This is a genomic window from Rhodococcus sp. H29-C3, assembly GCF_030063405.1.
Classification (GTDB): Bacteria; Actinomycetota; Actinomycetes; order Mycobacteriales; family Mycobacteriaceae; genus Rhodococcoides.
This window is the reverse complement of record NZ_JASITC010000003.1, coordinates 319248-345109: the sequence shown is the minus strand read 5'-3', so window position 1 is coordinate 345109 and position 25862 is coordinate 319248. Positions and strand designations below refer to the sequence as shown.

24 protein-coding genes are annotated in these 25862 nt (G+C 62.9%); 8 read left to right on the top strand and 16 right to left on the bottom strand.

Annotation, left to right across the window (positions count from 1 at the left end; genetic code table 11):
- Position 1: 1 nt before the first annotated feature.
- The 9 genes from QMK32_RS08890 to QMK32_RS08850 all read right to left on the bottom strand — a co-directional run bounded on the left by QMK32_RS08890 (position 2) and on the right by QMK32_RS08850 (position 9553).
- Positions 2-367 carry a DUF485 domain-containing protein gene (locus QMK32_RS08890; protein ID WP_269301098.1) on the bottom strand — a complete coding sequence of 122 codons (366 nt, stop codon included), beginning with the start codon at positions 365-367 and terminating at the stop codon, positions 2-4.
- Positions 364-1248, bottom strand: a complete 885-nt coding sequence (locus QMK32_RS08885) for a LytR/AlgR family response regulator transcription factor (protein ID WP_283474385.1) — start codon at positions 1246-1248, stop codon at positions 364-366. Before QMK32_RS08885 ends, QMK32_RS08890 begins: the two co-directional genes overlap by 4 nt.
- A gap of 28 nt (positions 1249-1276) precedes the next feature.
- Positions 1277-2446 (bottom strand): sensor histidine kinase, encoded by a 1170-nt coding sequence (locus QMK32_RS08880; RefSeq protein ID WP_283474728.1) that lies wholly within the window; start codon positions 2444-2446, stop codon positions 1277-1279.
- Between the two features lie 11 nt (positions 2447-2457).
- A complete protein-coding gene (locus QMK32_RS08875) occupies positions 2458-2853 on the bottom strand; it encodes an MmcQ/YjbR family DNA-binding protein (protein WP_283474384.1) in 396 nt (131 codons plus the stop codon).
- 3 nt (positions 2854-2856) lie between these two features.
- Positions 2857-4050 carry a lipase family protein gene (locus tag QMK32_RS08870; RefSeq protein ID WP_283474383.1) on the bottom strand — a complete coding sequence of 398 codons (1194 nt, stop codon included), beginning with the start codon at positions 4048-4050 and terminating at the stop codon, positions 2857-2859.
- On the bottom strand, positions 4051-5688 hold the full coding sequence (locus QMK32_RS08865) for a Na+/H+ antiporter (RefSeq protein WP_283474380.1): 1638 nt from the start codon (positions 5686-5688) through the stop codon (positions 4051-4053).
- A 34-nt stretch (positions 5689-5722) separates the two neighbouring features.
- Positions 5723-5911 carry an antitoxin gene (locus tag QMK32_RS08860; protein ID WP_269301103.1) on the bottom strand — a complete coding sequence of 63 codons (189 nt, stop codon included), beginning with the start codon at positions 5909-5911 and terminating at the stop codon, positions 5723-5725.
- A gap of 35 nt (positions 5912-5946) precedes the next feature.
- Positions 5947-8367, bottom strand: a complete 2421-nt coding sequence (locus QMK32_RS08855) for an HAD-IC family P-type ATPase (RefSeq protein ID WP_283474378.1) — start codon at positions 8365-8367, stop codon at positions 5947-5949.
- Positions 8368-8452: 85 nt separating this feature from the next.
- Positions 8453-9553: an MBL fold metallo-hydrolase gene (locus QMK32_RS08850; protein WP_283474377.1), complete on the bottom strand. Its 1101-nt coding sequence runs from the start codon at positions 9551-9553 to the stop codon at positions 8453-8455.
- A 123-nt stretch (positions 9554-9676) separates the two neighbouring features.
- Here QMK32_RS08850 and htpG point away from each other — a divergent pair, with 123 nt between their 5' ends.
- Entirely contained in the window at positions 9677-11614 is a 1938-nt protein-coding gene (htpG, locus tag QMK32_RS08845) for a molecular chaperone HtpG (RefSeq protein WP_283474375.1), read from the top strand.
- A 129-nt stretch (positions 11615-11743) separates the two neighbouring features.
- Here the strand turns inward: htpG and shbA are convergent, their stop codons facing one another.
- Positions 11744-12319 carry an RNA polymerase sigma factor ShbA gene (shbA, locus tag QMK32_RS08840; RefSeq protein WP_283474373.1) on the bottom strand — a complete coding sequence of 192 codons (576 nt, stop codon included), beginning with the start codon at positions 12317-12319 and terminating at the stop codon, positions 11744-11746.
- Positions 12320-12548: 229 nt separating this feature from the next.
- Here shbA and QMK32_RS08835 point away from each other — a divergent pair, with 229 nt between their 5' ends.
- A complete protein-coding gene (locus QMK32_RS08835) occupies positions 12549-13487 on the top strand; it encodes an alpha/beta fold hydrolase (RefSeq protein ID WP_283474371.1) in 939 nt (312 codons plus the stop codon).
- Here the strand turns inward: QMK32_RS08835 and QMK32_RS08830 are convergent.
- The gene (locus QMK32_RS08830; protein WP_502943557.1) at positions 13470-14090 is read right to left on the bottom strand and encodes an FHA domain-containing protein; all 621 of its coding nucleotides are present in this window, start codon (positions 14088-14090) and stop codon (positions 13470-13472) included. The genes QMK32_RS08835 and QMK32_RS08830 overlap by 18 nt on opposite strands.
- Positions 14091-14168: 78 nt before the next feature.
- Positions 14169-14900 (bottom strand): enoyl-CoA hydratase, encoded by a 732-nt coding sequence (locus QMK32_RS08825; protein ID WP_283474369.1) that lies wholly within the window; start codon positions 14898-14900, stop codon positions 14169-14171.
- Between the two features lie 52 nt (positions 14901-14952).
- Here QMK32_RS08825 and QMK32_RS08820 point away from each other — a divergent pair, with 52 nt between their 5' ends.
- The 4 genes from QMK32_RS08820 (at position 14953) to QMK32_RS08805 (ending at position 18975) form a co-directional block, all read left to right on the top strand.
- Entirely contained in the window at positions 14953-16035 is a 1083-nt protein-coding gene (locus QMK32_RS08820; RefSeq protein ID WP_349307558.1) for an NAD(P)-binding domain-containing protein, read from the top strand.
- A 156-nt stretch (positions 16036-16191) separates the two neighbouring features.
- Complete coding sequence (locus QMK32_RS08815) at positions 16192-17013, top strand: mycofactocin-coupled SDR family oxidoreductase (protein WP_283474726.1); 822 nt, start codon at positions 16192-16194, stop codon at positions 17011-17013.
- 9 nt (positions 17014-17022) lie between these two features.
- Positions 17023-17982, top strand: coding sequence for an AAA family ATPase (locus tag QMK32_RS08810; protein ID WP_502943556.1), 960 nt, complete (start codon positions 17023-17025; stop codon positions 17980-17982).
- 69 nt (positions 17983-18051) lie between these two features.
- Positions 18052-18975: a vWA domain-containing protein gene (locus QMK32_RS08805; protein WP_283474724.1), complete on the top strand. Its 924-nt coding sequence runs from the start codon at positions 18052-18054 to the stop codon at positions 18973-18975.
- 67 nt (positions 18976-19042) lie between these two features.
- Here the strand turns inward: QMK32_RS08805 and QMK32_RS08800 are convergent, their stop codons facing one another.
- A complete protein-coding gene (locus QMK32_RS08800) occupies positions 19043-20254 on the bottom strand; it encodes an acetyl-CoA C-acetyltransferase (RefSeq protein ID WP_269301111.1) in 1212 nt (403 codons plus the stop codon).
- Between the two features lie 61 nt (positions 20255-20315).
- Positions 20316-21221, bottom strand: coding sequence for an SDR family oxidoreductase (locus QMK32_RS08795; protein WP_502943562.1), 906 nt, complete (start codon positions 21219-21221; stop codon positions 20316-20318).
- A 191-nt stretch (positions 21222-21412) separates the two neighbouring features.
- Here QMK32_RS08795 and QMK32_RS08790 point away from each other — a divergent pair, with 191 nt between their 5' ends.
- Positions 21413-22960, top strand: a complete 1548-nt coding sequence (locus QMK32_RS08790; RefSeq protein ID WP_283474364.1) for a FadD3 family acyl-CoA ligase — start codon at positions 21413-21415, stop codon at positions 22958-22960.
- A gap of 75 nt (positions 22961-23035) precedes the next feature.
- Here QMK32_RS08790 and QMK32_RS08785 read toward each other — a convergent pair whose 3' ends face one another.
- Positions 23036-24097 (bottom strand): ferredoxin--NADP reductase, encoded by a 1062-nt coding sequence (locus tag QMK32_RS08785; RefSeq protein ID WP_283474363.1) that lies wholly within the window; start codon positions 24095-24097, stop codon positions 23036-23038.
- Between the two features lie 106 nt (positions 24098-24203).
- The gene (locus QMK32_RS08780; protein WP_269301115.1) at positions 24204-24965 is read right to left on the bottom strand and encodes an SDR family NAD(P)-dependent oxidoreductase; all 762 of its coding nucleotides are present in this window, start codon (positions 24963-24965) and stop codon (positions 24204-24206) included.
- 121 nt (positions 24966-25086) lie between these two features.
- On the opposite strand from QMK32_RS08780, the gene QMK32_RS08775 reads away from it, so the two are divergent.
- The gene (locus QMK32_RS08775) at positions 25087-25860 is read left to right on the top strand and encodes an SDR family oxidoreductase (protein ID WP_283474362.1); all 774 of its coding nucleotides are present in this window, start codon (positions 25087-25089) and stop codon (positions 25858-25860) included.
- Positions 25861-25862 lie beyond the last annotated feature (2 nt).

The following is a 25862-nucleotide window of genomic DNA, read 5'->3' as shown; positions in this document are numbered from 1 at the left end:
GCTAATCGTCCACGAGGTCGGTGAACTCGTGTTCGTTGCGCTCCGCCTGGCGCACGTAGACCCATCCCACACCGAGAAGCAACGGGTAGATCAGCACGCCGAGCACCAGCCACGGCAGTCGAATCCCGAACACCACGGCATCGGCGAAGGCTGGAACCAACAGTCCGACAAGCGGAATCGCGAACAGTACACCCAACGTAAGTGCGGCCGATCGGATCGACAACCACAATTGCGCGCGCACGAGGCTTCGCACCATCGCGTCGCCCACTTCGGTCTGTTCCTGCACTTCGACGCGCGTACGAACAATTCTTGCCCCACGCCGCTGCGCGAGGATCACACGCTGCCGCGCAGGCTTCGCATCCGTCATGGATTGGACCAGGATTGTTTGGACCAGGACTGTTTGGACCAGGACTGTTTGGACCAGGACTGTTTGGACCCGGCCTGTTTGGACCATGCCTGCAGCGGCCCGCGAACGAGACGGTCCTTCAGCTCGCGGGCATGTCTGCGGCTCACTGGCAGCTCGACGGCGGCAAGCTCGCCTTGGGCTCGTAGGCATACCGCCAGCCCCGATCCGACGCTTTTGATGCCTGTCACCAATGCCAAGGACACGAGGTAGGAACGGTGCACCCGCAGAAATCCGATGTCGGCCCAGCGGCTTTCGAGCGTCGAGATCGGAATTCGGACGAGGTGCGATCCCCCGGTGGTGTGCAGCCTGGCATAGTCACCCTCCGCCTCGACCCACCCGACGGACGAGCGCTGCACCAGCGTGGTGGTGCCGCCGAGTTCCACGGGAATGATCTCCTCGCTCCCCGCAGACTCCTGACCGTCGGTGCGGCGACCCGCAGCGACGATCCTGCGCAACGACTCCGCGAGCCGCTCCTCGCGCAAGGGTTTGAGCAGATAGTCCACGGCACCGAGATCGAACGCAGCAACGGCACGGTTCTCGTGTGCGGTCACGAACACCACGGCAGGTGGCCGGGCGAAGTTAGCGAGAATTCCAGCGAGTTCCAAGCCGTCGAGACCCGGCATGTTGATGTCGAGAAATACAGCATCGACGACGGGCGAGGACGGGCCCGGATGCTGCTGTAGCCGTCGCAGCGCTGTGGTTGCGTCCGAAGCCGTGTAGACCTGGCCGACGACATCCTGCCTGCTCAACAGGTATGCGAGCTCGTCGAGCGCAGGTTTTTCATCGTCGACTGCGAGCACGGTCAGACCAGGGTGGGCCGGGGCGTCGGGGGTGGGAGTCATGGGCGCAGCTCATGTTGCCAGATGAAGGTCACGCTCGAATACCTGCTTTGAACTTCGGCACCCGCATGCTCACCTTCGTACCCGATCCCGGCGCGGTGTCCACGACGAGGCCGTAGTCGTTGCCAAAAGCAGCACGCAACCGGTCGTCGACGTTCGACAGCCCGACGTGAGCGTGGGTCGACCCGTCGGAGTCGGTGCTCGGGAAGCCTGCTCGCAACAGTTCCGGATCCATCCCGACACCGTCGTCCTCGACGCTGATCAAACAGTCGGTACCCTCGTCGGCCGCCACGATCGTGATGCTGCCGCCGCCGGGGTTGCCGGCGAGCCCGTGCCGTACGGCGTTCTCCACCAGTGGCTGCAGTGCCAGGAACGGCAGCGCAACGCCCAGTACCTCGGGAGCTACCTGCAGAGTCACCTGGAGCGTGTCGCCGAAACGCGCGCGTTCGAGCGTCAGATACCGGTCGATGTTGCGTAACTCGTCGGCGAGGACGGTGAACTCTCCTGCTGTGCGGAACGAGTATCGCGTGAAATCGGCGAACTCGAGTACCAGTTCACGCGCCCGATCCGGATCCGTTCGCACGAACGAGGCGATGGTGCCGAGGGCGTTGTAGATGAAATGTGGGCTGATCTGCGCTCGCAGTGCCCGTACCTCTGCACGATCCAGCCTGGCGCGGGATGCGTCGAGTTCGGCGAGTTCGATCTGGCCACACGCATAGCGCGCGACCTCGGCGATAGCGCCGAGCATGCCGGGCCCCGGCACGTTCGTCGTCACAGCACCGAGAACACCGACCACCCCGACGTCCTCGATCAGCAAGGGCTGGGCGATCAACGCACGTACCGCGTGGTCCCCGCCGAGCGGATACGCCAACAGCACCCGCCGCTCTCCGTCGATCGCGCGTCGAGCAGCATGGTGAAAGAGCTCCGACAGCTCTTCGTAGGGGCCGTTCCAGGTCAACAGTTCGCCGTCCGAATCGCTCACCCCGAGTGCGTCGGTCCCGGTCAGTGCACGCAGATGAGGGGCGGCCTCGGCTGCGGATTCCGCGCCCAGTCCCTGCCGAAGTGGCCGTGCCGCGAGTGAGGCAGTGTGCAACGTCGAATGGACTGCCCGCTCCTCCGGCGTCGTCAGTGCGCGGCGTCCGCGCAGGCTGATCACCGCGATGGCCACGACCGCGAACGCCACAATGACGGCGAACCACATGAGCGCAGAACTCACTCCGGTTGCCGCTCCGCATCGAGTTGGGTGACGAGCGTTCTCGGCGCGACGGTGCGGTACGCGTCCTCGACGATATCGGCGATCTGCTCCCAGTCCTGCTCGACGTCGAGGTACACCCCGATCCAGCCACGACCGCCGACGTACGGTGGATCGTAGAATCGGCTCCCATCACGAGAGATCCAATCCTGTTGCGCCCCTCCAGGTGCTGCGGCCACGAACCCGATCCGGTCGTCGTGATGATGGTCGGCGAACATGACGAATTGCGGTGACTTACGGACGAACCATGCAGGCTCGCCGTGACTGACTCGTTCGGTTGCCTCCGGCAGTGCCATGCACAGCGCGCGCAACATCAGCAGTGGCTCGGCGGCCTCTGGTGTCGGTCGATCGAACATCCTTCAGCCTCCCTGGCAGGTATCGCGTGCAGGTTGCCGCGCGAGACGACCGCTGAGCCACTCGACTGCGTCGTTCGTCGCGCCTTGATCGGAATGACCCTGGTCCGGCGATCGACGAAGCTCGACGACGTCACCCATCGAGCATGCCTGTCTTACTGCGTCCTGTGTCCATTTCGGGTCGAACAGTTGATCCTGCTCGCCGACGACGACCAACAGCGGGACAGCAGTCGGGGTTCGTGGCAGTGCTACCGAGCGCAGCCAGTCGACCATTGTGATGCGTGCGGCCTCGGTAGTGGGCTTCGCGTCGCCCGGCATCAATCGCGTTGCTGCTTCCGCCTTCTGGAAACCGAGCAGGTCCGTGCACGCCGTCAGTGCCCGCCGATCTGTCACCAGGGCGCCGCTGATGTAGTCCGAGTCGGAAACTTCGGGCCGCTGTGAGCGGAGCCCGTCCACCAGAAACGGGACCAACAGCATTTGTGCAAGAGTGTTCGACGCGCCAAAATCGAACATGGGGGCGAGATCGAGTGCGGGCGATAGCGCAGCACTGCCGACGAGATCGAGACCGTCGCCGTAGTCCGTGCGCTCGGCAGCGGCCCAGACCGCTTGTCCACCTTGCGAATTGCCGACGGCACCCCACCTGGTTCCGGCATCGGGAACGACATTGCGGGCTGCTCGGACGGCATCGATGATGTTGTGGGCCGCTGCATCGGGATCGAGATAGGGATGCTCCCCCGGCGTCCCGAGTCCTTCGTAATCGGTCACTGCGACCACCATGCCGCGTTCGAGGAACGGCGCTACCGTGCCGATAGTGCCCAACAGGTTCGGGTACAGCGAGGGGGCGCATTCGTCCGTGACACCCGTCGTGCCGTGTCCGACGGACACGATCGGCCAACCGCCGGGAGGTGGAGCACCCTTCGGTACGAACACCACTCCCGATACCTCGGTACCTGTATCACCTGTTCCCGATGTCGACCGATACACGACGCGGGTAGCGGTGGCACCGAGGACGCGGACCGCCAGATCGGTATGTCCCATCTCCAGTGCGGAGACGATCGAACCACGCTCGTCCCCCACCGGCGCAGCAGGAACGGGAGCGTGAGCGGGTGGGAGTGTCACCGCCTGGGGCTGGGCGCAGGCAGTCAGGGTGAGCACCGAGAAGGTCAGCACCGAGAAGGCGGCCACTATCGTCTTGCGCATCTACCTGCTCCTACGATCGATGCGAGCCTCGGCAGCGGCCTCTTCGACGTCGAGACCGTCGAGGACGTCTCGAAGAACCTCGTCATCGAGCTCGCCGGAGTCTCGTGCCTCGACAAGGGCTGCACGCTGCGCCACCAGAACGTTTCGACGAAGCGCATCGAACAGTGCCCTTGCAGCGGCTGCCCGTTCCTCATGGTCCTCGGTTTCGTCGGCGTCCATGCGGGCGCGAACAGATCTTCGTACTCGTTCGAGAACGGCATCGACGGATTCTCCACTCACGCCCGGAAGTCCCTCGCGCGCAGCGGCTGTCATGTACCTTTCGGCCGATGTGCGGGAGATGCTCCGCGCGAGAGCCCACTGCTCGTCGTGCTGCTGTTGCTCGAGTGGGTCGGCAACGTCCAAGCGACGGATCAGGTATGGAAGCGTCAACCCTTGGATCAGCAAGGTGCCGACCGCGACGACGAAGGCGATGGCTTGGATGACTCCACGCCCGGGGAACGGATCGCCTGCGTCCGTGACGAGCGGAACACCGGCCGCCGCAGCAAGTGTCACCACGCCGCGCATCCCGGCCCACGACAGGACGAGGTTTTGACGCCACGTCAGACCGGGCGCGTCGGAGCTCTCGGATTTGTTCTTAAGCAACAATTTTCGCACCAGGATCCGGCGACCGGTGTTGAGAAATATCCACCCTGGACGCACCACGATGACGAAGGCGAGAATCACGAGCGCATACGCGAAGATATGCAGCACCGGCAGGCCGTCCGCCCGAACGTCCTCGATGACGAACTTCAGTTGCAAACCCATGTAGGCGAACACGAACGCCTCGAGCAGAAGGTCGAGCGTCGGCCACACCTGACGTTCCTGAATTCTGGTTGTCACCGCGACATCGGCCGTCACGCGGCCCAACACGAAACCAGCTGTGACGACGGCCAATACACCCGAGGCGTGTATCTCCTCGGCGGCCAGATACGCCGCAAAGGGAAGCACGAGCCCGAGGACGGTCTCGAGGGCCGAGTCCTGAATCCGAGACCGGACGAACCGCACTGTGCCGGCAAGGACGAGGCCGACGAGGACGCCACCGACGATCTCGTACGCGAAGAACAGGACCGGTGAATCGATGGCGATGCGTTGCCCGGTCACCGAGGCGACCGCCAGGGTGAACAGCGTCAACGCTGCGGCATCGTTGACGAGGCTTTCGCCGGTGAGAATCGCCATCATCCGAGACGGCAGCCCGAGCTTACGGCCGACTGCGATGGCAGCCACGGCATCGGGCGGGGCGACGACTGCGCCGAGTACGAGCGCCGCTCCGAGCGTGAATTCCGGAACTAGCCAGTTGGCGAAGTAGCCGACTGCAAAGGTCGTGACGAGGACCATCACGATCCCGAGTCGAAGAATGTGCGCAAGGTTCTTACGGAAACTGACGAACGAGAAGTTCAGTGCCGCCGAATACAGCAGCGGCGGCAGTACGACCCCGAGGATCAGATCCGGCGCAAGCGTCACGTGCGGCACGCCCGGAATGAACGACGCAACGGACCCCACTGCAACCAGCACCAGCGGAACCTGGAGGTCGAGACGCTTGGCGAACCCAGCGACCGCGACAGCGGCGATGACGACGAGAAGCAGGATGGGTCCGTCCACAGTTAGATTGTGCCGTCCACCGAGCGCGAACCCATTACTTGTCCGGAATGGCGTTCTTTGCGGCGTCCTGGACCTTGTTGACCTGCTCGGCGTACTTTCCGCCGGTCTTCTTGTCGACGAAGTCTCCGGCTTTGTCCACGGCCTGCTCGATCTTGTCCGAATTCTCGGCGGCGGCTTTCTGCCCCTTACCGATGAGGCCCTTCAACGTATCTGCAAAACTCATGACCGCTCCTTTTCGTACGTGGATAGGCAACAAGACTACGTCGCTCCGCCCACCGGCATGGCACCGAACAGTCGACGCTTGTCACCGTGCAGAGCGGCACTGATCCACCAGGCGGCCTCGACCGCCACGATACCCACGGCCCCGATAATGATCGCCGACGTGGTCATCGCGACATTCGACGGGTCGAGTTTGAAGAACGTGCGACAGAACGGAATGGTGAACAACAGTAGGTAGCCGACGACCGATCCAGTGAGCAGCGCGATCTTCCACCACACGTACGGTCTTGCGACGACCGCGAGCACCCATAAAGCGATCATGATCAACGTGATCAATGCTGTCGTACTGGCCTGGATGGTTTGCGCTTCGGTAGCGTCGGCGCCCTGGTAGGCGAGCAGATACGACACGAACGTCGCGACACCGACGATCACACCCGAGGGGATCGCCAAACGCATCACGCGGGATACCAAGCCGGTTCGGGCACGCTCGTTGTTGGGTGCGAGCGAGAGAATGAATGCCGGAATACCGATCGTGAACCAGGCCGCAATGGTCACGTGCCTCGGCAGGAACGGATACGGAATCGGCTCGAAATGGAAGATCTGCGACAACACCCCGGTCAGCCCGATGAGGAACGCCAGCAACACCGAGTAGACAGTCTTGGTCAGAAATAGGTTCGATACGCGCTCGATGTTGCCGATCACGCGACGGCCTTCGCCGACCACATACGGCAGTGTCGCGAACTTGTTGTCCAACAACACGATCTGCGCGACGGCCCGAGTTGCGGCGCTACCCGATCCCATTGCCACACCGATGTCGGCATCCTTGAGGGCGAGCACGTCGTTGACTCCGTCACCGGTCATCGCGACGGTGTGCCCGCGCGACTGCAGCGCGCCGACCATCGCTCGTTTCTGATCCGGCCGGACCCGTCCGAAAGTCGTCGAATTCTCGACGGTGTCGGCCAACTTTTCCGAATTCTCCGGCAGATCGCGTCCGTCGATCGGCGAACTTGTCAGACCGAGCGAACTGGCGACAGCCCCGACCGAGACCGCGTTGTCACCGGAGATGACCTTGACGGCAACAGACTGGCTTGCGAAGAATTCAAGCGTTTCACGGGCATCCGTGCGCACTTTCTGCTCGAGAACGATCAAGGCGCGGGGCGTCACCTCGCCCGGGGCAGAGGGGTCGTCGACGGGGAGGGTGCTGCTCGCCAACAACAGGACCCGCAGACCGGCCGATCCGGCTTCCTCGGCCGCCCGCGCGGTGTCCGATTGCGGGTCGAGCAGGACATCGGGCGCACCGAGCAGCCAATTCCCGTTGTCGCCGTAGGACAGTCCGCTCCACTTCTTTGCCGAGGAAAACGGAGCTACCGCGGTCTGCGTCCAACCGGGAGCGTCGGGATACGCCTCGGCAATGGCGAGCACGCTCGCGTTCGGCCGCGGATCGTCGTTCGCCAGCGCAGCGAGAACCGGCGGCAGGACCTCGGGATCACCTGAATCCACGACCCGCAGCTCGGCCAACCGCATACCGTTCTCGGTGAGCGTTCCGGTTTTGTCGGCGCACACCACGTCCACGCGAGCGAGGCCCTCGATCGCGGGCAGTTCCTGCACGAGACATTGCCGCCGGCCGAGTCGGACCACTCCGACTGCGAAGGCGATCGAGGTCATCAGCACCAGGCCCTCGGGAACCATCGGAACCAACGCCGCGACCATGCCGTTCAGCGCAGGTCCGAGAGACTGTCCACTCGAGAACAACTGGTTGTAGATGATCAGGGCGCCCGCCGGAATCATCAGATAGGTGATGAACTTCAAAATCTTGTCGATGCCGCTACGCAGTTCGGAATGTACGAGCGTGAACTTGCTGGCCTCGTCGGCAAGCTTGGCGGCATAGGCATCGTGACCGACCTTCGTCGCCCGGTACGCCCCACTCCCCGCGACGACGAAACTTCCCGACAACACCTCACCGTCGACCTGCTTGTGAATGGTGTCAGCCTCACCGGTCAGCAGCGATTCGTCGATCTCGAGGCTGTCCGATTCGATCGCCACCCCGTCCACGACGATCTGATCACCCGAACCCAGTTCGATGATGTCACCGAGCACCACCTCGTCCGGCGCGACTTCCATGGCCTCACCATCACGCCTGACGACCGGTTTGCTCTGCCCGACGATCGCAAGCGCGTCGAGAGTTCTCTTGGCTCGAATCTCCTGAATGATGCCGATACCGCTGTTCGCGACGATCAGCAGCCCGAACATCCCGTCGATGATCGAACCCGTCGACAGCACGATGGCCAGCAGGACACCCAGAATCGCGTTGATGCGGGTGAAGACGTTTCCGCGAACGATTTCCTTGACAGAGCGGCTCGCGCGGGCTGGGACGTCGTTGGACTTGCCCTCGGATCGAAGTGTCGCCACCTCTGCTTCGGTGAGTCCGTTCTCGCGCTGAGCGTCCGTTTCGATCGACATGGCAGTAAGACTAGGCCGTCGAGAAGTAAGACTAGGCCGTCGAGAAGTAAGACTGGGCCGTCGAGAAGTAAGACTGGGCCGTCGATCAGCCCAGCCGAGCCCACCAACGGTCGCCGGCCGACGTACGCGCGAGGTCTACCCGTTGGCCAGGCATCGGTACCGAAACCTTCACGTCCGACTGCTCGGCTGCCGCGGTCAATCGGACGATCGGCTCCGACCAAGGGTGGAACGCCAAATTGAATGTCGCCCAATGCACGGGAACCAGGACGTCGCCACCGAGGTCGCCGTGAGCGCGCACCGCTTCCTCGGGATTCATGTGAATGTCCGCCCAGCGTGGGTCGTAGGCTCCGACGGGCAACAACGTGAGATCGAAGGGTCCGTACTTGGCGCCGATCTCGGCGAATTTGGTGGTATAGCCGGTGTCGCCGCCGAAGAAGACGCGGTGCGAGGCGCCTGCGAAGGCCCACGACGCCCACTGCGTCAGATCCCGCCTGAGCCCTCGTCCGGAGAAGTGTCGCGCCTCGGTGCACGTGATCGTCAGTCCGGCGACCTCGGTCTGCTCGTCCCAATCCAGCTCGATGATTCGGTCCTGAGGAATTCGCCACCGAAGAAGGTGAGCACCGATCCCGAGCGGTACGACGAACGGTGCATCGTGCAGGCCCGCCAACTGCTGCACGGTCGCCTTGTCGAGATGGTCGTAATGATCGTGGGAAATGACGATCACGTCTACACGTGGCAACGCGTCGAGCGGCGCGGGGGTCGGATGCAATCGCGCGGGTCCGACGACCGTGGATGGAGATACCCGGTTGCTCCACACTGGATCGGCCAACACACGGACCCCGTCGACCTCGATGAGGACGCTCGAATGCCCGTACCAGGTCACTGCGATATCACCGGCATCTACGGGAGCGATCAACGGGGCGAGCGGAACTGGACGGCTCGGCCGCCCCTGCGAACGACCGCGCAGCAGCGACCGCAGGATCGACTCGTCGCCACCGCCCGTGAAGCTCGAACTCGGTTCGGAGTTGTGGAAACGTCGGTCACGATATCGAGAGGAGCCCGCGGCATACGGAGCGATCTTGGCGGTGCCGGCTCCCAGCTGCGCTGGCAAACCCCAGGCAGCCCTGGTCAGCCACGCCGCGCCGGCAGCTGCGAGCGCGATCGGCACTATCGTTTTCTTCGTCACCGCACCACAGTAGGTCAGCCGCGCTCCGCGCGAGGTGCGGCCAGCTCGCCATATGCGCGCAGACGTAGCCTTGCACTAGAATATTCGGCGACCGTTTGCCCTAGAAGGAGATCTCACCTACCCATGACCACGGAACAGCGGGAATTTCAGGCGGAGACGCGACAGCTCCTCGACTTGATGGTTCACTCCATCTACTCCAACAAGGACAGTTTTCTACGCGAGCTGATTTCCAACTCCTCCGATGCACTCGACAAGCTGCGCCTCGAGTCGTATCAGAACAAGGACCTCGACGTCGATGTCTCCGATCTGCACATCGAACTCGACATCGACAAACAAGCACGCACACTCACCATCCGCGACAACGGCATCGGCATGTCGCGTGCAGAGGTCATCGACCTCATCGGCACGCTCGCCAAGTCCGGCACTGCGGAAGTACGCAAGAAGCTCAAGGAAGCCAAGGATGCAGCAGCGTCCGAGGAGCTGATCGGACAGTTCGGTATCGGCTTCTACTCCACGTTCATGGTCGCCGAGAAAGTGACACTGCTGACGCGCCGGGCAGGCGAGGCCACGGCAACCAAGTGGGAGTCCACCGGCGAAGGCACCTACGAGATCAGTGACGTCGAGGACGCCCCTCAGGGCAGCTCGGTGACTCTGCACCTCAAGCCTGCGGACGAGGAGGACCACCTCCACGACTACGCAGACGAGCGCAAGGTCAAGGAACTCGTCAAGAAGTACTCCGACTTCATCGCCTGGCCCATCCGCATCGATGTGGAGAAGAGAGTCACCAGCCCGAAGGACGAGAACGGCGAGGGTGGCGAAGAGACCGTCACGATCGAGACGGAAACCGTCAACTCCCAGAAGGCGCTGTGGACCCGCTCCAAGGACGAAGTGTCCGAAGAGGAGTACAAGGAGTTCTACAAGCATGTGAGCCACGCTTGGGACGAGCCACTCGAGGTCATCCCGTTCAAGGCCGAGGGCACCTTCGAATACCAAGCGCTGCTGTTCATTCCGTCGCAGGCACCGTTCGACTTGTTCATGCGCGAGGGCAAGACCGGCGTACACCTGTACGTCAAGCGCGTCTTCATCATGGACGACTGCGAAGAGTTGATGCCCGAGTACCTGCGTTTCGTTCGCGGTGTCGTCGACGCAGCCGATCTCTCGCTCAACGTCTCGCGCGAAATCCTGCAGCAGGACAGGCAGATTCGCGCGATCCGTCGTCGCCTCACCCGCAAGGTACTCGCGACGATCAAGGAAATGCAGGCCGAGCAGCCCGAGAAGTACAAGACGTTCTGGTCGCAGTTCGGTCGCGCGATCAAGGAAGGTCTGATCTCGGACAACGACAATCGCGAAACCCTCTTGGGCATTTCGTCTTTCGCTTCCACGAACTCCGAGGACGGCGTCACGACGCTGGCCGAGTACGTCGACCGCATGAAGGACGGGCAGGAGCAGATCTACTACATGACGGGCGAGTCCCGTTCGCAGATCGAAAGCTCCCCGCACATGGAGGCCTTCAAAGCTCGCGGCCTCGAAGTGCTGTTGCTGACCGACTCGGTCGACGAAGTGTGGGTCGGAAACGTCCCCGACTTCGACGGCAAGGAGTTCCAGTCGATCTCCAAGGGTGAGGTCGACCTGGACACCGAGGAGGAGAAGAAGGAGGCCGAGGCCCAGCGCGAAGAGCAGGACAAGGACTTCGCCGACCTGCTGACGTGGATGACCGAGACTCTCGGTGACGACGTCAAAGAGGTTCGCCTCTCTTCACGTCTGACCACTTCACCTGCCTGTGTCGTCGGTGACGAGTTCAGCTTCTCGCCGCAACTCGAGAAGATGTACAAGGCGTCGGGGCAGTTCGTTCCGCCGTCCAAGCGCATACTCGAGCTCAACCCGGTTCACGATCTGGTGACGGGCCTGAAGAAGGCGCGTGAGGATCGGAGCGAGGACCCGAGCCTCGCAGAGACGGCCGAGTTGCTGTATGCGACAGCACTACTCGCTGAGGGCACCGAGCTCGCGGACCCTGCCAAGTTCTCCCGCTTGCTTGCCGATCGGTTGACACGGACGGTCTAGTCGGCTCGGTGAGTGTGCCGCTGTCGCGCTGACCGCGCACTATTTTTCTCGAGTGAACACCCTTGCTCTCGGAAGAGCTTGGGGGTTCACTCGATAAAAATGGTGTTCACTTACCCCGGCGATGCACGTTCACGCACACAATAGAGAGAAATTGGTCAACTCCGAGCGCAGATTGTTCAGCGCTCGGTGTTGCGCGACCCGAACCGCCCCGGCGGTCATATTCAGGGCGCGGCCTGTTTCCGGGGCCGTCATGCCCCACACGACGCGCATCAGAATGATTTTTCGGTGCTGCGGCGACAGGGTGTCCATCAACGCCTGCGCGTGGCTCTGCAATTCAGTTTCCAGCACGCGGGCCTCGGGCGTTTCTTCCGACACCAGTTCATCGGTTACCGTTTCGAGCGAGTAGGCCCGCCGAACCGTCGCTCTTCGACCCGCATCGGCCAGTTTGTGTGATGCGATGCCGAACACGAACGCCATGAAGGGCCGCCCAATGTCGCGGTACTTCGGAACGGCAGTCACCAGAGCGAGGCATACGTCCTGCACGACGTCGTCGGCCGATACGTCCAGATTGCCCAAGCGTGCAGCGCAGTACCTCTTCAGTCGTGGTTGTACCAGTTCGAGCACCTTGCCGAGCGCCACGCGGTCTCCGGCTACCGCCAGCGCCACCTGCGACTCGAGCAACTCCACGACGTCGACATCGGTCATCGCCTCGTCCTCCCTGCTCACCCTGCGCCTGTATGTAGTTCGATCCTGTGCGGTCGATGGTTTGGTCGATACCCACCCGAGGGTGAAAATCGCGACCCCTGGGGTGCGGCTCTACCCCCTCTCAGGTGCGTTCCCGAGCCAGGAGTTCCGCGGCACAGTGATGCAGGTAACACAAGTGGCGGTTCCCGCGAATCACCACTAGAGACCATCGAAGACATCGGAGTCCCTCATGAACGAGCAGCGCAGGCACAGCACAGTCGTGACAGACGACGGCACCACGCTGGCCGTTCACGAGAGCGGACGCCTCGATGCCGGCCTGACCGTGGTGTTCGTGCACGGTCACTGCCTACGGATGGAATCCTGGTTCGACGTCCGAGACGAACTGGAGCAGTCATGGGGAGCGGACGTTCGGATGGTTTTCTACGACCACCGCGGACACGGTGCTTCCGGATCCGCCGACACCGAGTCGTACACGATCGACACTCTCGGCCACGACCTCGGCGCAGTGGTACGAGCAGTCGTCCCGAACGGCAGATACGTGATCGTCGGTCACTCGATGGGCGGTATGACCACGATGTCCTATGCCCGTCAGTACCTGGGTGAAGTAGGCGAACGCCTGGTAGGCGTCGGATTGGTCGCCACCGCATCCTCGGGATTGGCAGAGGAAGGCCTCGGCGTCTGCCTCGCACATCCGCTGGTCACGTTGTTTCAATCAGCGGTTCGACGCGCCCCGTCGATCATGGGGATCACCAAGCGCATGAGCCGGGGAGTGTGCGCTCCCATCGTCCGGGCTGCCGGTTGCGGATCCCGTCGCGTCAAACCACGGGTCGTCGCGCTGGCGACAGCGATGCTCAACGACACCTCCGTCGTCACGATGGCAGGATTCCTCGGTTCACTGCACGACTTCGACGAGAGCGAGAGTCTTGCAGCCCTGGCCGTCGTACCGACCTTCGTGCTGTGTGGATCCGAGGACTTGATGACGCCCATCCGCCACTCGCGTGCCATTGCGGCCCTACTGCCCGCCGCCCGAATGGTGAGCATCGAGAATGCCGGGCACATGGTGATCCTCGAACGTGCAACCGAAGTAGCCGACGCGATCCGTACTCTCGTCGTGGCAGCCGAGACCGCCGCGACCACTACCGGTTCCGCACTACAGGTCGCGTTGTGAGATGGCACCGCTGTGCAGGGCGCGTTCGGCGAGCCTGACTCGCTTCTGATTCTGCGGTAAATCCTCGACCCCGAACTTGGCGAACAAGACGCGCAGGTGAGTCTTGACGGCATCGATGCTCAGGAAGATTTCCGCTGCAATCTGCTGATTCGACGACGGGTTTGCAAACGTCGCGTTGTGTTTGTAGGGCCTACACAACGCGATGAGAACGGCGCGTTGAGTGTCGGTCAGTGTCCTGGCCTTGGGGAGGTCCGCGGCGATGCGAGTGGCCTCGTCGCGTAGTCCGGAGTAATCGTGAAAGGTCAGAGTCGATCCACCGACGCGGATCGTGTCCCCCTGCCGCAGACTCCGCCTACCGGTGAGCCGGTCCCCGTTCAGGTAGGTACCGTTCCTGGACAATCCGTCGTCGACGAGAGTCCAGTGCGTTCCCATCCACTCGATCGCCGCGTGTAGCCGTGAGACCTCGTGATCGGTTTCGAACGCGATGTCGGCCTGTGGGGAGCGTCCGACGGTGAGTCGGGCGCGTTCGGGCAAGAGGATCACCTCGTGTCGCACGCCGTCGGATCCCTCGTACTGCAGGCGCGGATTCTCTTCGGTGCTCACCACACCTCCCGGTTCACGTGAAAAGCATACGCACGCGAGGCGAGGTTGGCAGCTACCCGCCGAGGACCGGATTCAAGTTCACTTGCCGAGGAACTTCGGCGGGCGCTTCTCGTTGCGTGCACGCCGGGCTTCGAGCACATCCTCGCTCTTCCACGCGGCCCCGAACGCTTCCCACTGTTCGGGCTTCGGCTCGTCGTGCGCACCGTCGTCGTTGAAGACGAGCTTGAGATGCCGCAATGCCAGTGGCGCGAGCTCGGTGATCGACTGTGCCCACCGCTGCGCGACGTCCGCTCCGCCGCGCTTGTTGGCGAGACCGCTGTGATGGGCCTGTTCTGCGTGCAGACGTTCACCACCGAGAAGGATCGTGCGCGCGACCGAACCACCTGCGAGCGAGGAGAGCCGCTTGATGGTCCAGTTGTTCACCGCGATACCCAGACGGGTCGACGGGATCTCGAAGTAGCCTCCGTCTGCGACGACCCGAAGATCGCTTGCGATGGCGAGCTGGGTCCCGGCGCCGACCGCTGGACCGTTCACGGCAGCGATGACGGGGATCGGGACATTCTGGATTGTCTGCAGAAGCGTGTTCAGGGTCTCGGGGAAGTCGCTCGCGAACGCATCACCACTGAGATCTGCGCCTGCACAGAAGCTCGAGCCCTGACCCGTGATGACGATTACCCTGGCGTCGCCGGCGACGGCGTCTTCGATTCCTTCGCGCAGGGCCACACACAGTGCAGAGTTGAGCGCGTTACGGCGTTCCGGTCGCTGAAGTTCGAGTGTGACGACATCGCCGTCACGAGTCTGTCCGATCATGAGCTAGACGTTACCCAGCGGTAGAGACAGTGGTGCTGCGCGGGCTGATCTACTGGTCGATGTGATCGAAACGGATATTGCGGTGATCGGCGCGGGACAGGCCGGATTGTCGGCCGGCTACCACCTGCATCGGGCAGGGCTGCAGGCCGAAGAAGACTTCGTGATGCTCGACCGGTCTCCGGCACCGGGTGGAGCATGGCAGTACCGCTGGCCGTCACTGACGCTGAGTACCGTCAACAGAGTCCACGATCTGCCAGGAATGGAGTTTGCAGACACGTTGACGGGTGAGGCCCCCGAGTCCGTCGTGGCTGCCGAGGCAGTACCCCGCTACTACCGTGCCTACGAGGACAAGTTCGACCTCCGGGTGCGACGGCCTGTCACGGTGAACGTCGTCTGCGACCGCGAACCACGCTTCCGCATCGAAGCCGGTGCGACAGTTCTGTCGGCACGAGGATTGATCAATGCCACCGGTACGTGGGAGAAACCGTTTATCCCGCACTATCGGGGCGCCGAGTTGTTCACCGGCCGGCAACTGCACACGAAGGACTATCGAACGGCAGAAGAATTCGATGGCGAACGCGTGATCGTCGTCGGTGGTGGCATTTCGGCCGTCCAGCTGCTCGACGAGATTTCTCAGGTCACCAGCACGACGTGGGTCACGCGCCGCGAACCGGAGTTCCGCGAGGCGAACTTCGGACCCGAGGCCGGGCGAGCTGCCGTCGCGATGGTCGAGGATCGAGTTCGACGCGGACTGCCGCCCGGCTCGGTCGTATCCGTCACCGGATTGCTGCTCACCGACCGTCTGAAAGCAGCGCGGGATCGGGGCGCATTGACCCGCCTACCGATGTTCTCGCAGATCACCTCGAACGGGGTTCGGTTTGAGGACGGCACGAGCGTGGATGCCGATGTGATCCTGTGGGCGACCGGATTTCGCAGCGCACTCGACCACTTGGCGCCGCTACGACTACGCGGGCCTGGCGGCGGAATCGTCATGGACGGCCGTCTTGCGACCCGTGTCGCGGCGAACCCGCGCGTGCACCTGCTCGGGTACGGGCCGTCGGCGAGCACCATCGGCGCCAATCGGGCCGGGCGGGCCGCGGTCACCGAGTTACTCGACACACTGAGCAGCAACTAAAAATTTCAAGCAATCCACCTACTCCTGCACTCGGTGTCATATACCTTCGAGCGTGTGTCCGACACGGACATCGCGCCGCACAACGCCCTTGTCCACTTCGACGAAGCGTTCTGCGCTCGAACTGATTTCACCGATAGACAAAAAGGAAGCTCGATCATGGGAAAGCTCGACGGGAAAGTAGCCCTCATCACCGGTGCGGCACGCGGCCAAGGCCGTAGCCACGCCATCAAGCTCGCGCAAGAAGGTGCCGACATCATCGCCGTCGACATCTGCGCACAGATCGATACGGTCCCCTACCCCATGGCAACACCGGAAGATCTCGCGCAGACCGTCAAGGAGGTCGAGGCACTCGACAGGCGGATCATCGCCACGGAAGCCGACGTCCGCGACTACGACGCGCTGAAGAACGTGGTCGACAAGGCGGTCGCCGAATTGGGTCCGATCGACATCATTCTCGCCAATGCCGGTATCGCACCCCTGGGTGCCGTGAACCCGGATCACGTCAAGACCTTCCGAGACGTCATCGAGGTCAACCTGTTCGGCGCGTGGAACACCGTCCACGCGGGTGTACCCAGCATGATCGAGAAGGGCCAGGGCGGATCCATCGTCCTGACGAGTTCCACCCAGGGCCTGTCCGGTGCAGGTGGCACCGGATCGGGAGCGGCCGACGGCTACACGGCAAGCAAGCACGCCCTCGTCGGGCTGATGCGTACCTTCACCAGTTGGCTGGCGCAGTACTCCATTCGAGTCAACAGCGTGCATCCGACGGGCGTGAGCACCCCGATGGTGCTCAACGAGGCGATGCAGAACTATCTCGTCGCCAACCCCGAAGCCATTGCCCTGGGGGGCAATCTCCTGCCCGTCCCGATGATCGAGGCTATCGATATCAGCAACGCCATCGCCTGGCTCGTCTCGGACGAGGCCCGCTATGTCACGGGCGTCACACTGCCCGTCGATGCCGGATTCCTGGCGAAGTAGCGAGAACCCATGGCACAGCTCGACGGCAAGATGCAGCTCGCTCCGTTGACGATCGTCGAGATCCGCCGCCGGATCGCGGCGCGCCTCGTCGGGCGAGAGCACGAACTCGACTTGCTGTTGGCGGCAGTTGCAGCCGGGCGGGACCTCCTCATCGAGGGTCCGCCCGGCACCAGCAAGAGCACTCTACTCGGCGCCATCACTGCCGAGTGGAACATTCCTTTACTGTTCGTCGAGGGCAACGCGGACCTGACACCCGCCCGAATCGTGGGCCACCACAACCCTGCCCGAGTTCTTCGCGAGGATTACAGCGAGGACAACTTCGTGCCGGGACCGCTTGTCGAGGCCATGCGCACCGGTGGATTTCTGTACATCGAGGAGTTCAACCGCGCACCGGAAGACACCTTGAACACGCTGCTCACCGCAATGGCAGAGCGGCGCATCGCCATCCCGCGTGTCGGCACCGTCCATGCTCTCCCGACGTTCCGTTTGATCGCATCGATGAACCCCTACGACAACGTCGGCACCACACGATTGTCGACGAGCGTGCACGACCGGATGTGCAGACTCGCCATCTGGTACCAGGATGCCGAGGCGGAACGTGGAATCGTAGGGCTACGAACCGAATCCGACTCCCTCCGCTTGATTGCAGATTCGGTGGCGATCACCCGAGCCACGCGCGAACACGAGGACATCACGCAGGGCAGCAGTGTGCGCGGCGCGATCGATCTGACCCTGATCGCGCAGCAGTTGGCTTTGCTCCGCTCCGTCGAACTCCCCGCGAGTACCGACGTCGAGCCCCCGCGTGATCTACCGGAGAGCTACCAGCAGGTGATGCTCGACGCGCTCCTTCTCGCACTGTCCGGACGCATCCACGTCAACGAGACATCGGATGCGACACCGGAAATGGTTCTGCGCTCCATCTGGGAGGACCACTTCGTGCTCCGCCCCGCCGCAGCGGCACCCGGTTGAAGAGCCGTCACTGCCGACTCACCGGTCCGTAGGCCCGGTAACCGAGGCACCGGCGGCGGGTTGAAGCCGTTGCGGCGCAAGCCCAAACAACTCACCGAATCGCCGTCACTGTTCCGTCCCGGCGGTGGGGCGGGCGCGGTACTGATCGCCGACGGGCGTCCCGTGCCGGGAAAGGCTGCCGGGGAGAACAACTCGTCGGTGCCAGGGCTCACGGAGGAGACTGCCGAGGTGATCGCACTCGCAGACGCCACCACGCAAGACCCGGCGTCCGACGCCGCGACCCGAGCACGCGCTCGAAAGATCGCTGTTCGCTTGGCTGTTCGACGTCCCCGTCGCGACCCCCATGCCCGACGCGGGGTAGGCGAACTGACCTCGCTCCGATACCGGGGCAGCAGCGATGAGATCGACCTCGACCGCACGCTCGATGTGCTCGCTGCCATTCCGATGCCGGAGGACGACGACATCGTGGTACGAGAACGCCTGCACACCAAGCGGTCCGTCGTTCTCGTCGTCGACATTTCTGGATCGATGAAGGGTGAACGAGTGCGGACAGCCGCGGCGACCGTCGGCGCACTCGCAGGTGAACTGAATCGCGACAACCTTGCCGTGGTCGCATTCTGGTCCGATGCAGCCGTTCTCACGCGTTTCGGCGACCCGATGACGCCCCTCGGAATCCTCGATACCGTCCTGCGGATTCCGGCCCGCGGTCTGACGAACGTCCAGTTCGCGCTCGACACCGCGTACGGGCTGCTAAGGACAGTGTCCTCGCCGGACTCGCGAGTGCTTCTGCTTTCCGACTGCGTGCACAACGCCGGGCCCGATCCACGCCCTACCGCGGCGAGGATTCCGCGTCTGGACATCCTGCTCGACACCTCGGGCGAGAACGATGTCGACCTCGGGCGCGATCTCGCTCGCCTCGGACACGGCCGCATCAGGGTCATCCGCACTTATCGTGACGTCGGCCCCGCGCTCAGCGCACTTTTCGAGCGTTGACCGTATGGTGCCCGCCACCATGACCCCTCTGGGCCAATGGAACTGGCGGACACCATTCGGCCGTGAATCACTTCAGACGCTGAACCACCATCGCCATGCCCTGGCCACCGGCGGCGCACATGGTCTCGACGCCGATCTCCTTGTCGCCCCAGGAGAGAGCGTTGAGCAGCGTCGCCGTCATCCGGGCCCCGGTCATACCGAACGGGTGCCCGAGCGCAATAGCACCGCCGTGCACGTTCACCCGATCGACGTCGACTCCCAAGTCGCGGTAGCTGGGAATGACCTGTGCGGCAAAGGCTTCGTTGATCTCGAACAGGTCGACATCGCTGACGTTCAAGCCTGCCGAAGCGACGGCCCGACGGGTAGCTTCGACCGGGCTCAAGCCCATGATTTCGGGAGATATTCCGGAAACCGAGGTCGACAGAATGCGCGCGAGGGGCTCGATCCCGAGATCCTTGGCGCGCTGCTCGGACATGATGACCAAGGCCGCTGCGCCGTCGTTGACCGGGCAGCAGTTGCCTGCTGTGACTGTTCCATCAGGTCGGAAGACCGGCTTGAGCGTCGACAGCGAATCGACGTCGACGCCGGCGCGGGGGCCGTCGTCGCGAGAGACCGTCTGTCCGTCCGGAGTCTGGACAGGTGTGATTTCGCGATCGAAGAATCCGGAAGCGATGGACTCCTGAGCGCGTGCCTGACTGAGCGCGGCGTATTCGTCCTGTTCGCGACGGCTGATGGAGCGAAGGCCTGCAACGTTTTCCGCGGTCTCGCCCATTGCGAGGTAGACGTCAGGAAGTAGCCCTTCCTCGCGTGGATCCGTCCACGTGCTGCCTGCCTGCGCTGCAGCACGCTCCGCGGGTGCAGCAAACTTGCTGTTCTTGGTGTCCGGCATCCCGTCGGACTTACCCAGTCCGAAACGCGAGACCATCTCGACGCCACCGGAAATGAAGGCGTCGCCCTCGCCGGCGCGAATGGCGTGGAAGGCCATCCGAGTGGTCTGAAGGCTGGAGGCGCAGTATCGCTGCACCGTGGTACCGGGCACGGTGTCGTAACCGAGAAGAACGGAAATCACGCGAGCGAGGCCGTAACCCTGCTCGCCTGCGGGCTGCGCACAACCGATCATGATGTCGGTCAGTTCCCGCGGATCGAACGCCGGGATTTTGTCCAGCGCCGCATGAATGATGGTGGCGGCGAGATCATCGGCGCGAAGATCCTTCAGTGATCCCTTGCGTGCGCGCCCGATCGGCGAACGGGCGGCAGAGACGATTACAGCTTCGGGCACGTGGGGCTCCTGAAAGTGGGTTGAGTCGAAATCGATGGATGAGCGAAGGCAGTGCGAGCGTTCAGGCTCCGTACACGGGTGTCGGCGGTACGGCGCCACCGATCAGCTCGTCGACGACGGGTCCGAGTTCCTGCGGATCCCAACGGGCGCCCTTGTCGATGACGGTCCCGTGGCGCCAGCCGTCGGCGAGAGACACCTTGCCGCCCTCGACCTCGAAGACCCTTCCGGTGACATGAGCGGAAGCTGCGCTACCCAGCCACACGACCAAGGGAGAGACGTTCTCCGGCGCCATCGCGTCGAAGCCTTCCTCGGGCGCCGCCATGGTCTCTGCCATCGCGCCTCCCGCACCGACGGTCATGCGCGTACGCGCAGCGGGTGCGATCGCGTTGACGGTGATTCCGTACCGAGCGAACTCGGCTGCGGCCTGGATGGTGAGCGCCGCGATGCCAGCTTTGGCCGCCGCGTAGTTTCCCTGTCCGATGCTGCCCAGCAGGCCTGCACCCGAACTGGTGTTGATGACGCGGGCATCGACGGTATTGCCTGCCTTCGCCTGTGCGCGCCAATAGGTGCTGGCATGGCGCATCGGTGCGAAGTGGCCTTTGAGATGCACTCGGATGACTGCATCCCACTCTTCCTCGCTCATCGTCGCGAGCATGCGGTCACGCAGAAATCCACCGTTGTTGACAAGAACGTCGAGACGTCCGAAACCATCGAGTGCCGTGTTCACGAGCCGCTCGGCACCGTCCCAGTCGGCGATGTCGTCTCCGTTGACCACTGCTTCGCCGCCCGCTGCCCGAATGGCATCGACGACCTGCTCGGCCGGGCTCTCCCCCGCCGGACGTCCATCTTTGCCTGGGTCGAAATCGTTGACGACAACTTTGGCGCCTGCGGCCGCGAAAGCCAAAGCGTGTGCACGCCCCAAACCGCGGCCGGCTCCGGTCACGATTACAACGCGTCCCTCGAGCATGTCATTCACGTGTATGTCTCCTTGACGTTGCTGACGTGGAAGTCGATCGGTCGAGCTGCAGACAGCTCTCATGATTGCCGTGTTAGCGTACCAAGCAAGTGCTTGGTTGTTCAATCTGCCATTCGGCAACGAAATACGCTGAGCCTCCTCGATAGGATAATCTGCCAAGCAAGCGTTAGGTTAGGAGCCGAATGATCGAAGGACCGAGCACCACACCGGCAGCGCTCACTCGCGCCGCCGAGAACCATCCCGACCGTCTCGCGATCATCGACGGCGATTGCAGCCTGACCTTCGCCCAGCTGCACGAGCAGGTAGAAGCATTCGCTTCCTCGCTCATTGCCTCCGGGGTCGAAGCAGGTGCGCGCGTAGCGATCTGGTCGCCGAACACCTACCACTGGATCGTGGCAGCACTCGGTACCCATTGGGCAGGCGGCGTCGTCGTTCCCATCAACACCCGCTACACCGGCACCGAGGCCGCCGACATCATCGACCGCGTACACGCCGCGGCCCTCGTCGTGGTCGGTGACTTTCTCGGTACCGATCGACTCGATCGACTGCAGGAGGCCGCACCGGAGTTGCAGGTGCCGCTCGTCGTGCGAATCCCACTGAGCGGCACCGATCAACCGAAGCCCGGTGTCACCGACTGGGACGAATTCTTCGACGTCGGGACCGCCACGTCCCACACAGAGGCCGACATCCGCAGCGCAGCGGTCGACGCCGAATCCGTCTCCGACATTTTGTTCACTTCGGGTACGACAGGTCGCAGCAAAGGCGTGCTGAGCGCGCATCGTCAGCTCATGTCAGTGGCGCAGTCCTGGACCGAGAACGCCGCACTCACCGCAGAAGACAACTACCTGATCATCAATCCGTTCTTTCACAGCTTCGGATACAAGGCAGGTTTCGTCACCGCGCTACTCGCCGGGGCCACAGTGGTCCCGATGGCGGTGTTCGACGTGGAGGCAGTGATGGCCATCGTGTCCGAGCAGCGCATCAGCGTCCTGCCGGGCGCGCCGACGATCTACCAGAGCATTCTCGATCACCCCCGGCGTGCCGACTACGACATGTCCAACCTTCGAATTGCCGTCACCGGCGCGGCGCCGGTCCCGGTGGCTCTGGTCGAACGGATGCAGACCGAACTGTCCTTCGATGCCGTCCTCACCGCCTACGGCCAGACCGAAGCGGTAGTGGCAACGATGTGTCGCATCGAAGACGACCCGGTCACCGTCTCCACCTCGTCCGGACGCGCCACCGCAGGTTTCGAAATCCGGATCGGGGAACACGACGAGATCCTCTTGCGCGGTCCCAACGTGATGCTCGGTTATCTGGACGATCCCGAGGCGACGGCCAAGACCATCGACCCGGATGGATGGCTGCACACCGGCGACGTCGGAGTCCTCGACGACCGCGGCTATCTCGACATCACCGACCGCCTCAAGGACATGTACATCAGCGGCGGATTCAACGTCTACCCGGCTGAGATCGAAGCAATGTTGCTGCGACTTCCCGGGGTGTACGAGGCCGCCGTGATCGGTGTACCCGACGAGCGGATGGGCGAGGTCGGCCGCGCCTACGTCGTCCTGGCGCCAGGCACCGATCTGTCCGAGGAGGCGATCGTCTCGTTCTGCAAGGACAAGCTAGCCGGCTTCAAAGCACCCCGGTCGGTGCAGTTCACCGAAGTTCTGCCTCGGAATGCGTCGGGCAAAGTGCTGAAAAACGAATTGCGCGAAAAGAAGTCGTGACCGAATAGCAGAAGCGTGAACGAAAAAGACCGGGAGGGTGGCAATTGCCACCCTTCCGGTCTTTTCGATTCACTCTCAGAATTCGATTTTCAGCCTGTCACTTACCGGGCGTGCTTGGCAGGCGAGAATGTATCCCTCTTCGATGTCCGCAGGATCGAGTATGGACGAATTCGCCATCTCTACTTCACCGTCGAGGACACGGCATGCACACGAACCGCATTCGCCCTCTCGGCACGAATACGGAACGTCGAGATTCTTGGACAACATCACGTCGACGAGCGTCGAGCTACGTGGCCAGATCATCTCGTGAGACTCACCGTCCATCTCGACTTCCACCGAAGCGGGTGCTGGCCCGTCGGTAGCGTCGAGTGCACTCAGCTCTTCGACCACCGGCGCAAAAGGGTCTCCGGTCAGTGAGACAAAAATTTCCGTATGAATCCTGCTTCGCGACGCACCGGCGGTCGTCAGCGCCCCCTGGATGGCATCCATGAACGGCTTGGGCCCACAGATATATGCACGTCTGTCGATCCAATGCTGCGACAGCGTTGCCAGTTGGCCGACGGTGGGTCGCCCCTGCACCGATTCCAACCAGTGCACGATGGTCAGTCGATCGTCGAATTCGGCAGCGAACTCTCGTAGCTCCGCAGCGAAGATGACCGAGTTCTCGTCACGATTGGCGTAGAACAGCACAACCTTGCCATTGCCCTGGTCGAGAAGCGATTTCAGGATCGACATCACCGGGGTGATGCCGCTGCCTGCTGCGAAGAGCGCGACGTCTTCGTCGAGGTCCACCACGGTGAACACCCCCGCCGGGGGAAGCACTTCGATGCGATCACCGACAGCGACGTTGTCGCACAGCCAGTGCGAACCGAAGCCACCGTCGGTGCGTTTGACCGTCACCTTGAGGAGTTCGTCGGTGAACGGCGAGCTCGCCAACGAATAGCAGCGCGCCACCGAGCCTTCGCGATCACTCGGAATCCGCAGCGTCAGAAACTGGCCCGGCTTGTACTTCAAGCGCTCCCGACTGTCTGTCGGTACGTCGAAGACCAACGAGCGCGCGTCCGTGGTTTCCTCTACTACGGCAGCAACTGTCACCACCACCGACCGTGAACTGTGCGGCGCCTCGACTAATGTCATCGCGTTCGTGCCCTTTCCGATGCGAAAAATATCCAGACTGACTATAGTTTCGCCTCGGAACAGGTTCAGCGCATTCCCGCTGTGCGAGACTCGGCAGGAAGAGGAATCATCCCCAGCGCGACTGTCCTCCGTCGAGAGGAATCGTGGCTCCGGTGAGGTAGCCGGCATCGTCGCTGACGAGGAACACCACGGCACGGCCGATATCAGCTTCCGGGTCGCCGACCCGGCCCAGCGGAATACTCTCGACGAACTCGGCTGCCTCCTCTGGATTCTTCCCCATCCACCGTTCCAGGGCCGGGGTCTTCGCGTGCGGGGCCACGGCCAGAACGCGAATTCGGTCCTCGCCCCATTCGCAGGCAGCCGACCGGGTGAGTGCGCGCATACCCTCCTTGATCGAAGCGTAGGCACCGTAGTTACTCGCATCCCAGCGCACCGAAGCCGCAGTCACCATATTGATGATCACGCCGCCCCCACGCGCCTTCATATGTGGATGACACAGTTGCATCAAGCGCAGAGCCGCCAGGGGCCCCGATGCGAAAGATCTTTCGTACTCTTCGTCGACTATCGACAAGATCGGTCCGGGCTTGCAGTCGTTGGCATTGTTCACCAGGATGTCCACCGAACCAAGGGCACTCACCGTCTGTTCCACAGCGGCAACGATGTCCCCTCGATCTTTCACATTGCACACGACTGCTTCGCTACGGACTCCGATGTCGGTCAGCATTGCGCAGGTGTCGTGCAGTTTGCTTTCGGTGCGGCCGGCAACGGCAATGGACGCGCCTTCCTTTGCCAACGCAAGTGCGATACCTTGGCCGATACCTTGACCCGCACCCGTGATGAGTGCAACCTTGCCGTCGAGCTTTCCCATTTTCACTCCTGATATCTAGAATTGAATTCTTCGGACTGCTCGTCCGCCGACCGTAACCGAATGCGTTCTGTTCAACAATCGGCATTTCACCGATTCCACCATCATCGAAAAAGGATTTACTGTGACTACCCCTCGAGCTTTCGACTTCTCCAACCGCAGCATCGTCGTCACCGGCGGCACCAAAGGTATCGGCTTCGAAATCGCCACGGCGTTCTTGGCTGCCGGCGCGGACGTAATGGTCTGTGGCCGCACAGTTCCCGAGTCGTTGCCGAGCTTCGACGGACGCAGCGCGACATTCCGTGCGACGGACGTCCGTGATCCAGCGGACGCCGCAGGATTGATCGATGACGCTCTCGCAGCGCACGGCCGACTCGATGTGCTGGTGAACAATGCCGGTGGCTCACCGGACGCCGATGCTGCAACCGTCTCACCACGATTCGTCGAGAAGATCGTGGCATTGAACCTTCTCGCGCCCTTCAATGTGTCGCAGGCCGCCAACGCGGTGATGCAGACGCAACCCGAAGGTGGCTCGATCGTCAACATCGGCAGCGTTTCCGCACATGATCCGCAACCCGGAACCGCCGCCTACAGTGCAGCCAAAGCCGGCCTTCTGGTGCTCACCAAGGCCCTTGCACTGGAGTGGGCCCCGAAAGTACGGATCAACCACATCACGACGGGCCTCATCCGCACCGACAGCGCCGCCGCGGTGTACGGCGACGATGGCGGTGCGGCTGTAGTTCGTACCCTTCCAATCGGCCGGATGGCCGTTCCCCAGGACATCGCCGGAGCGTGCTTGTTCCTCTCCAGCGAGTGGGCGTCGTACGTCAACGGAGCAGACCTCGCGGTACATGGAGGCGGGGAGTACCCCGCCCGTTACCTGGCAACCCATCCCTGACC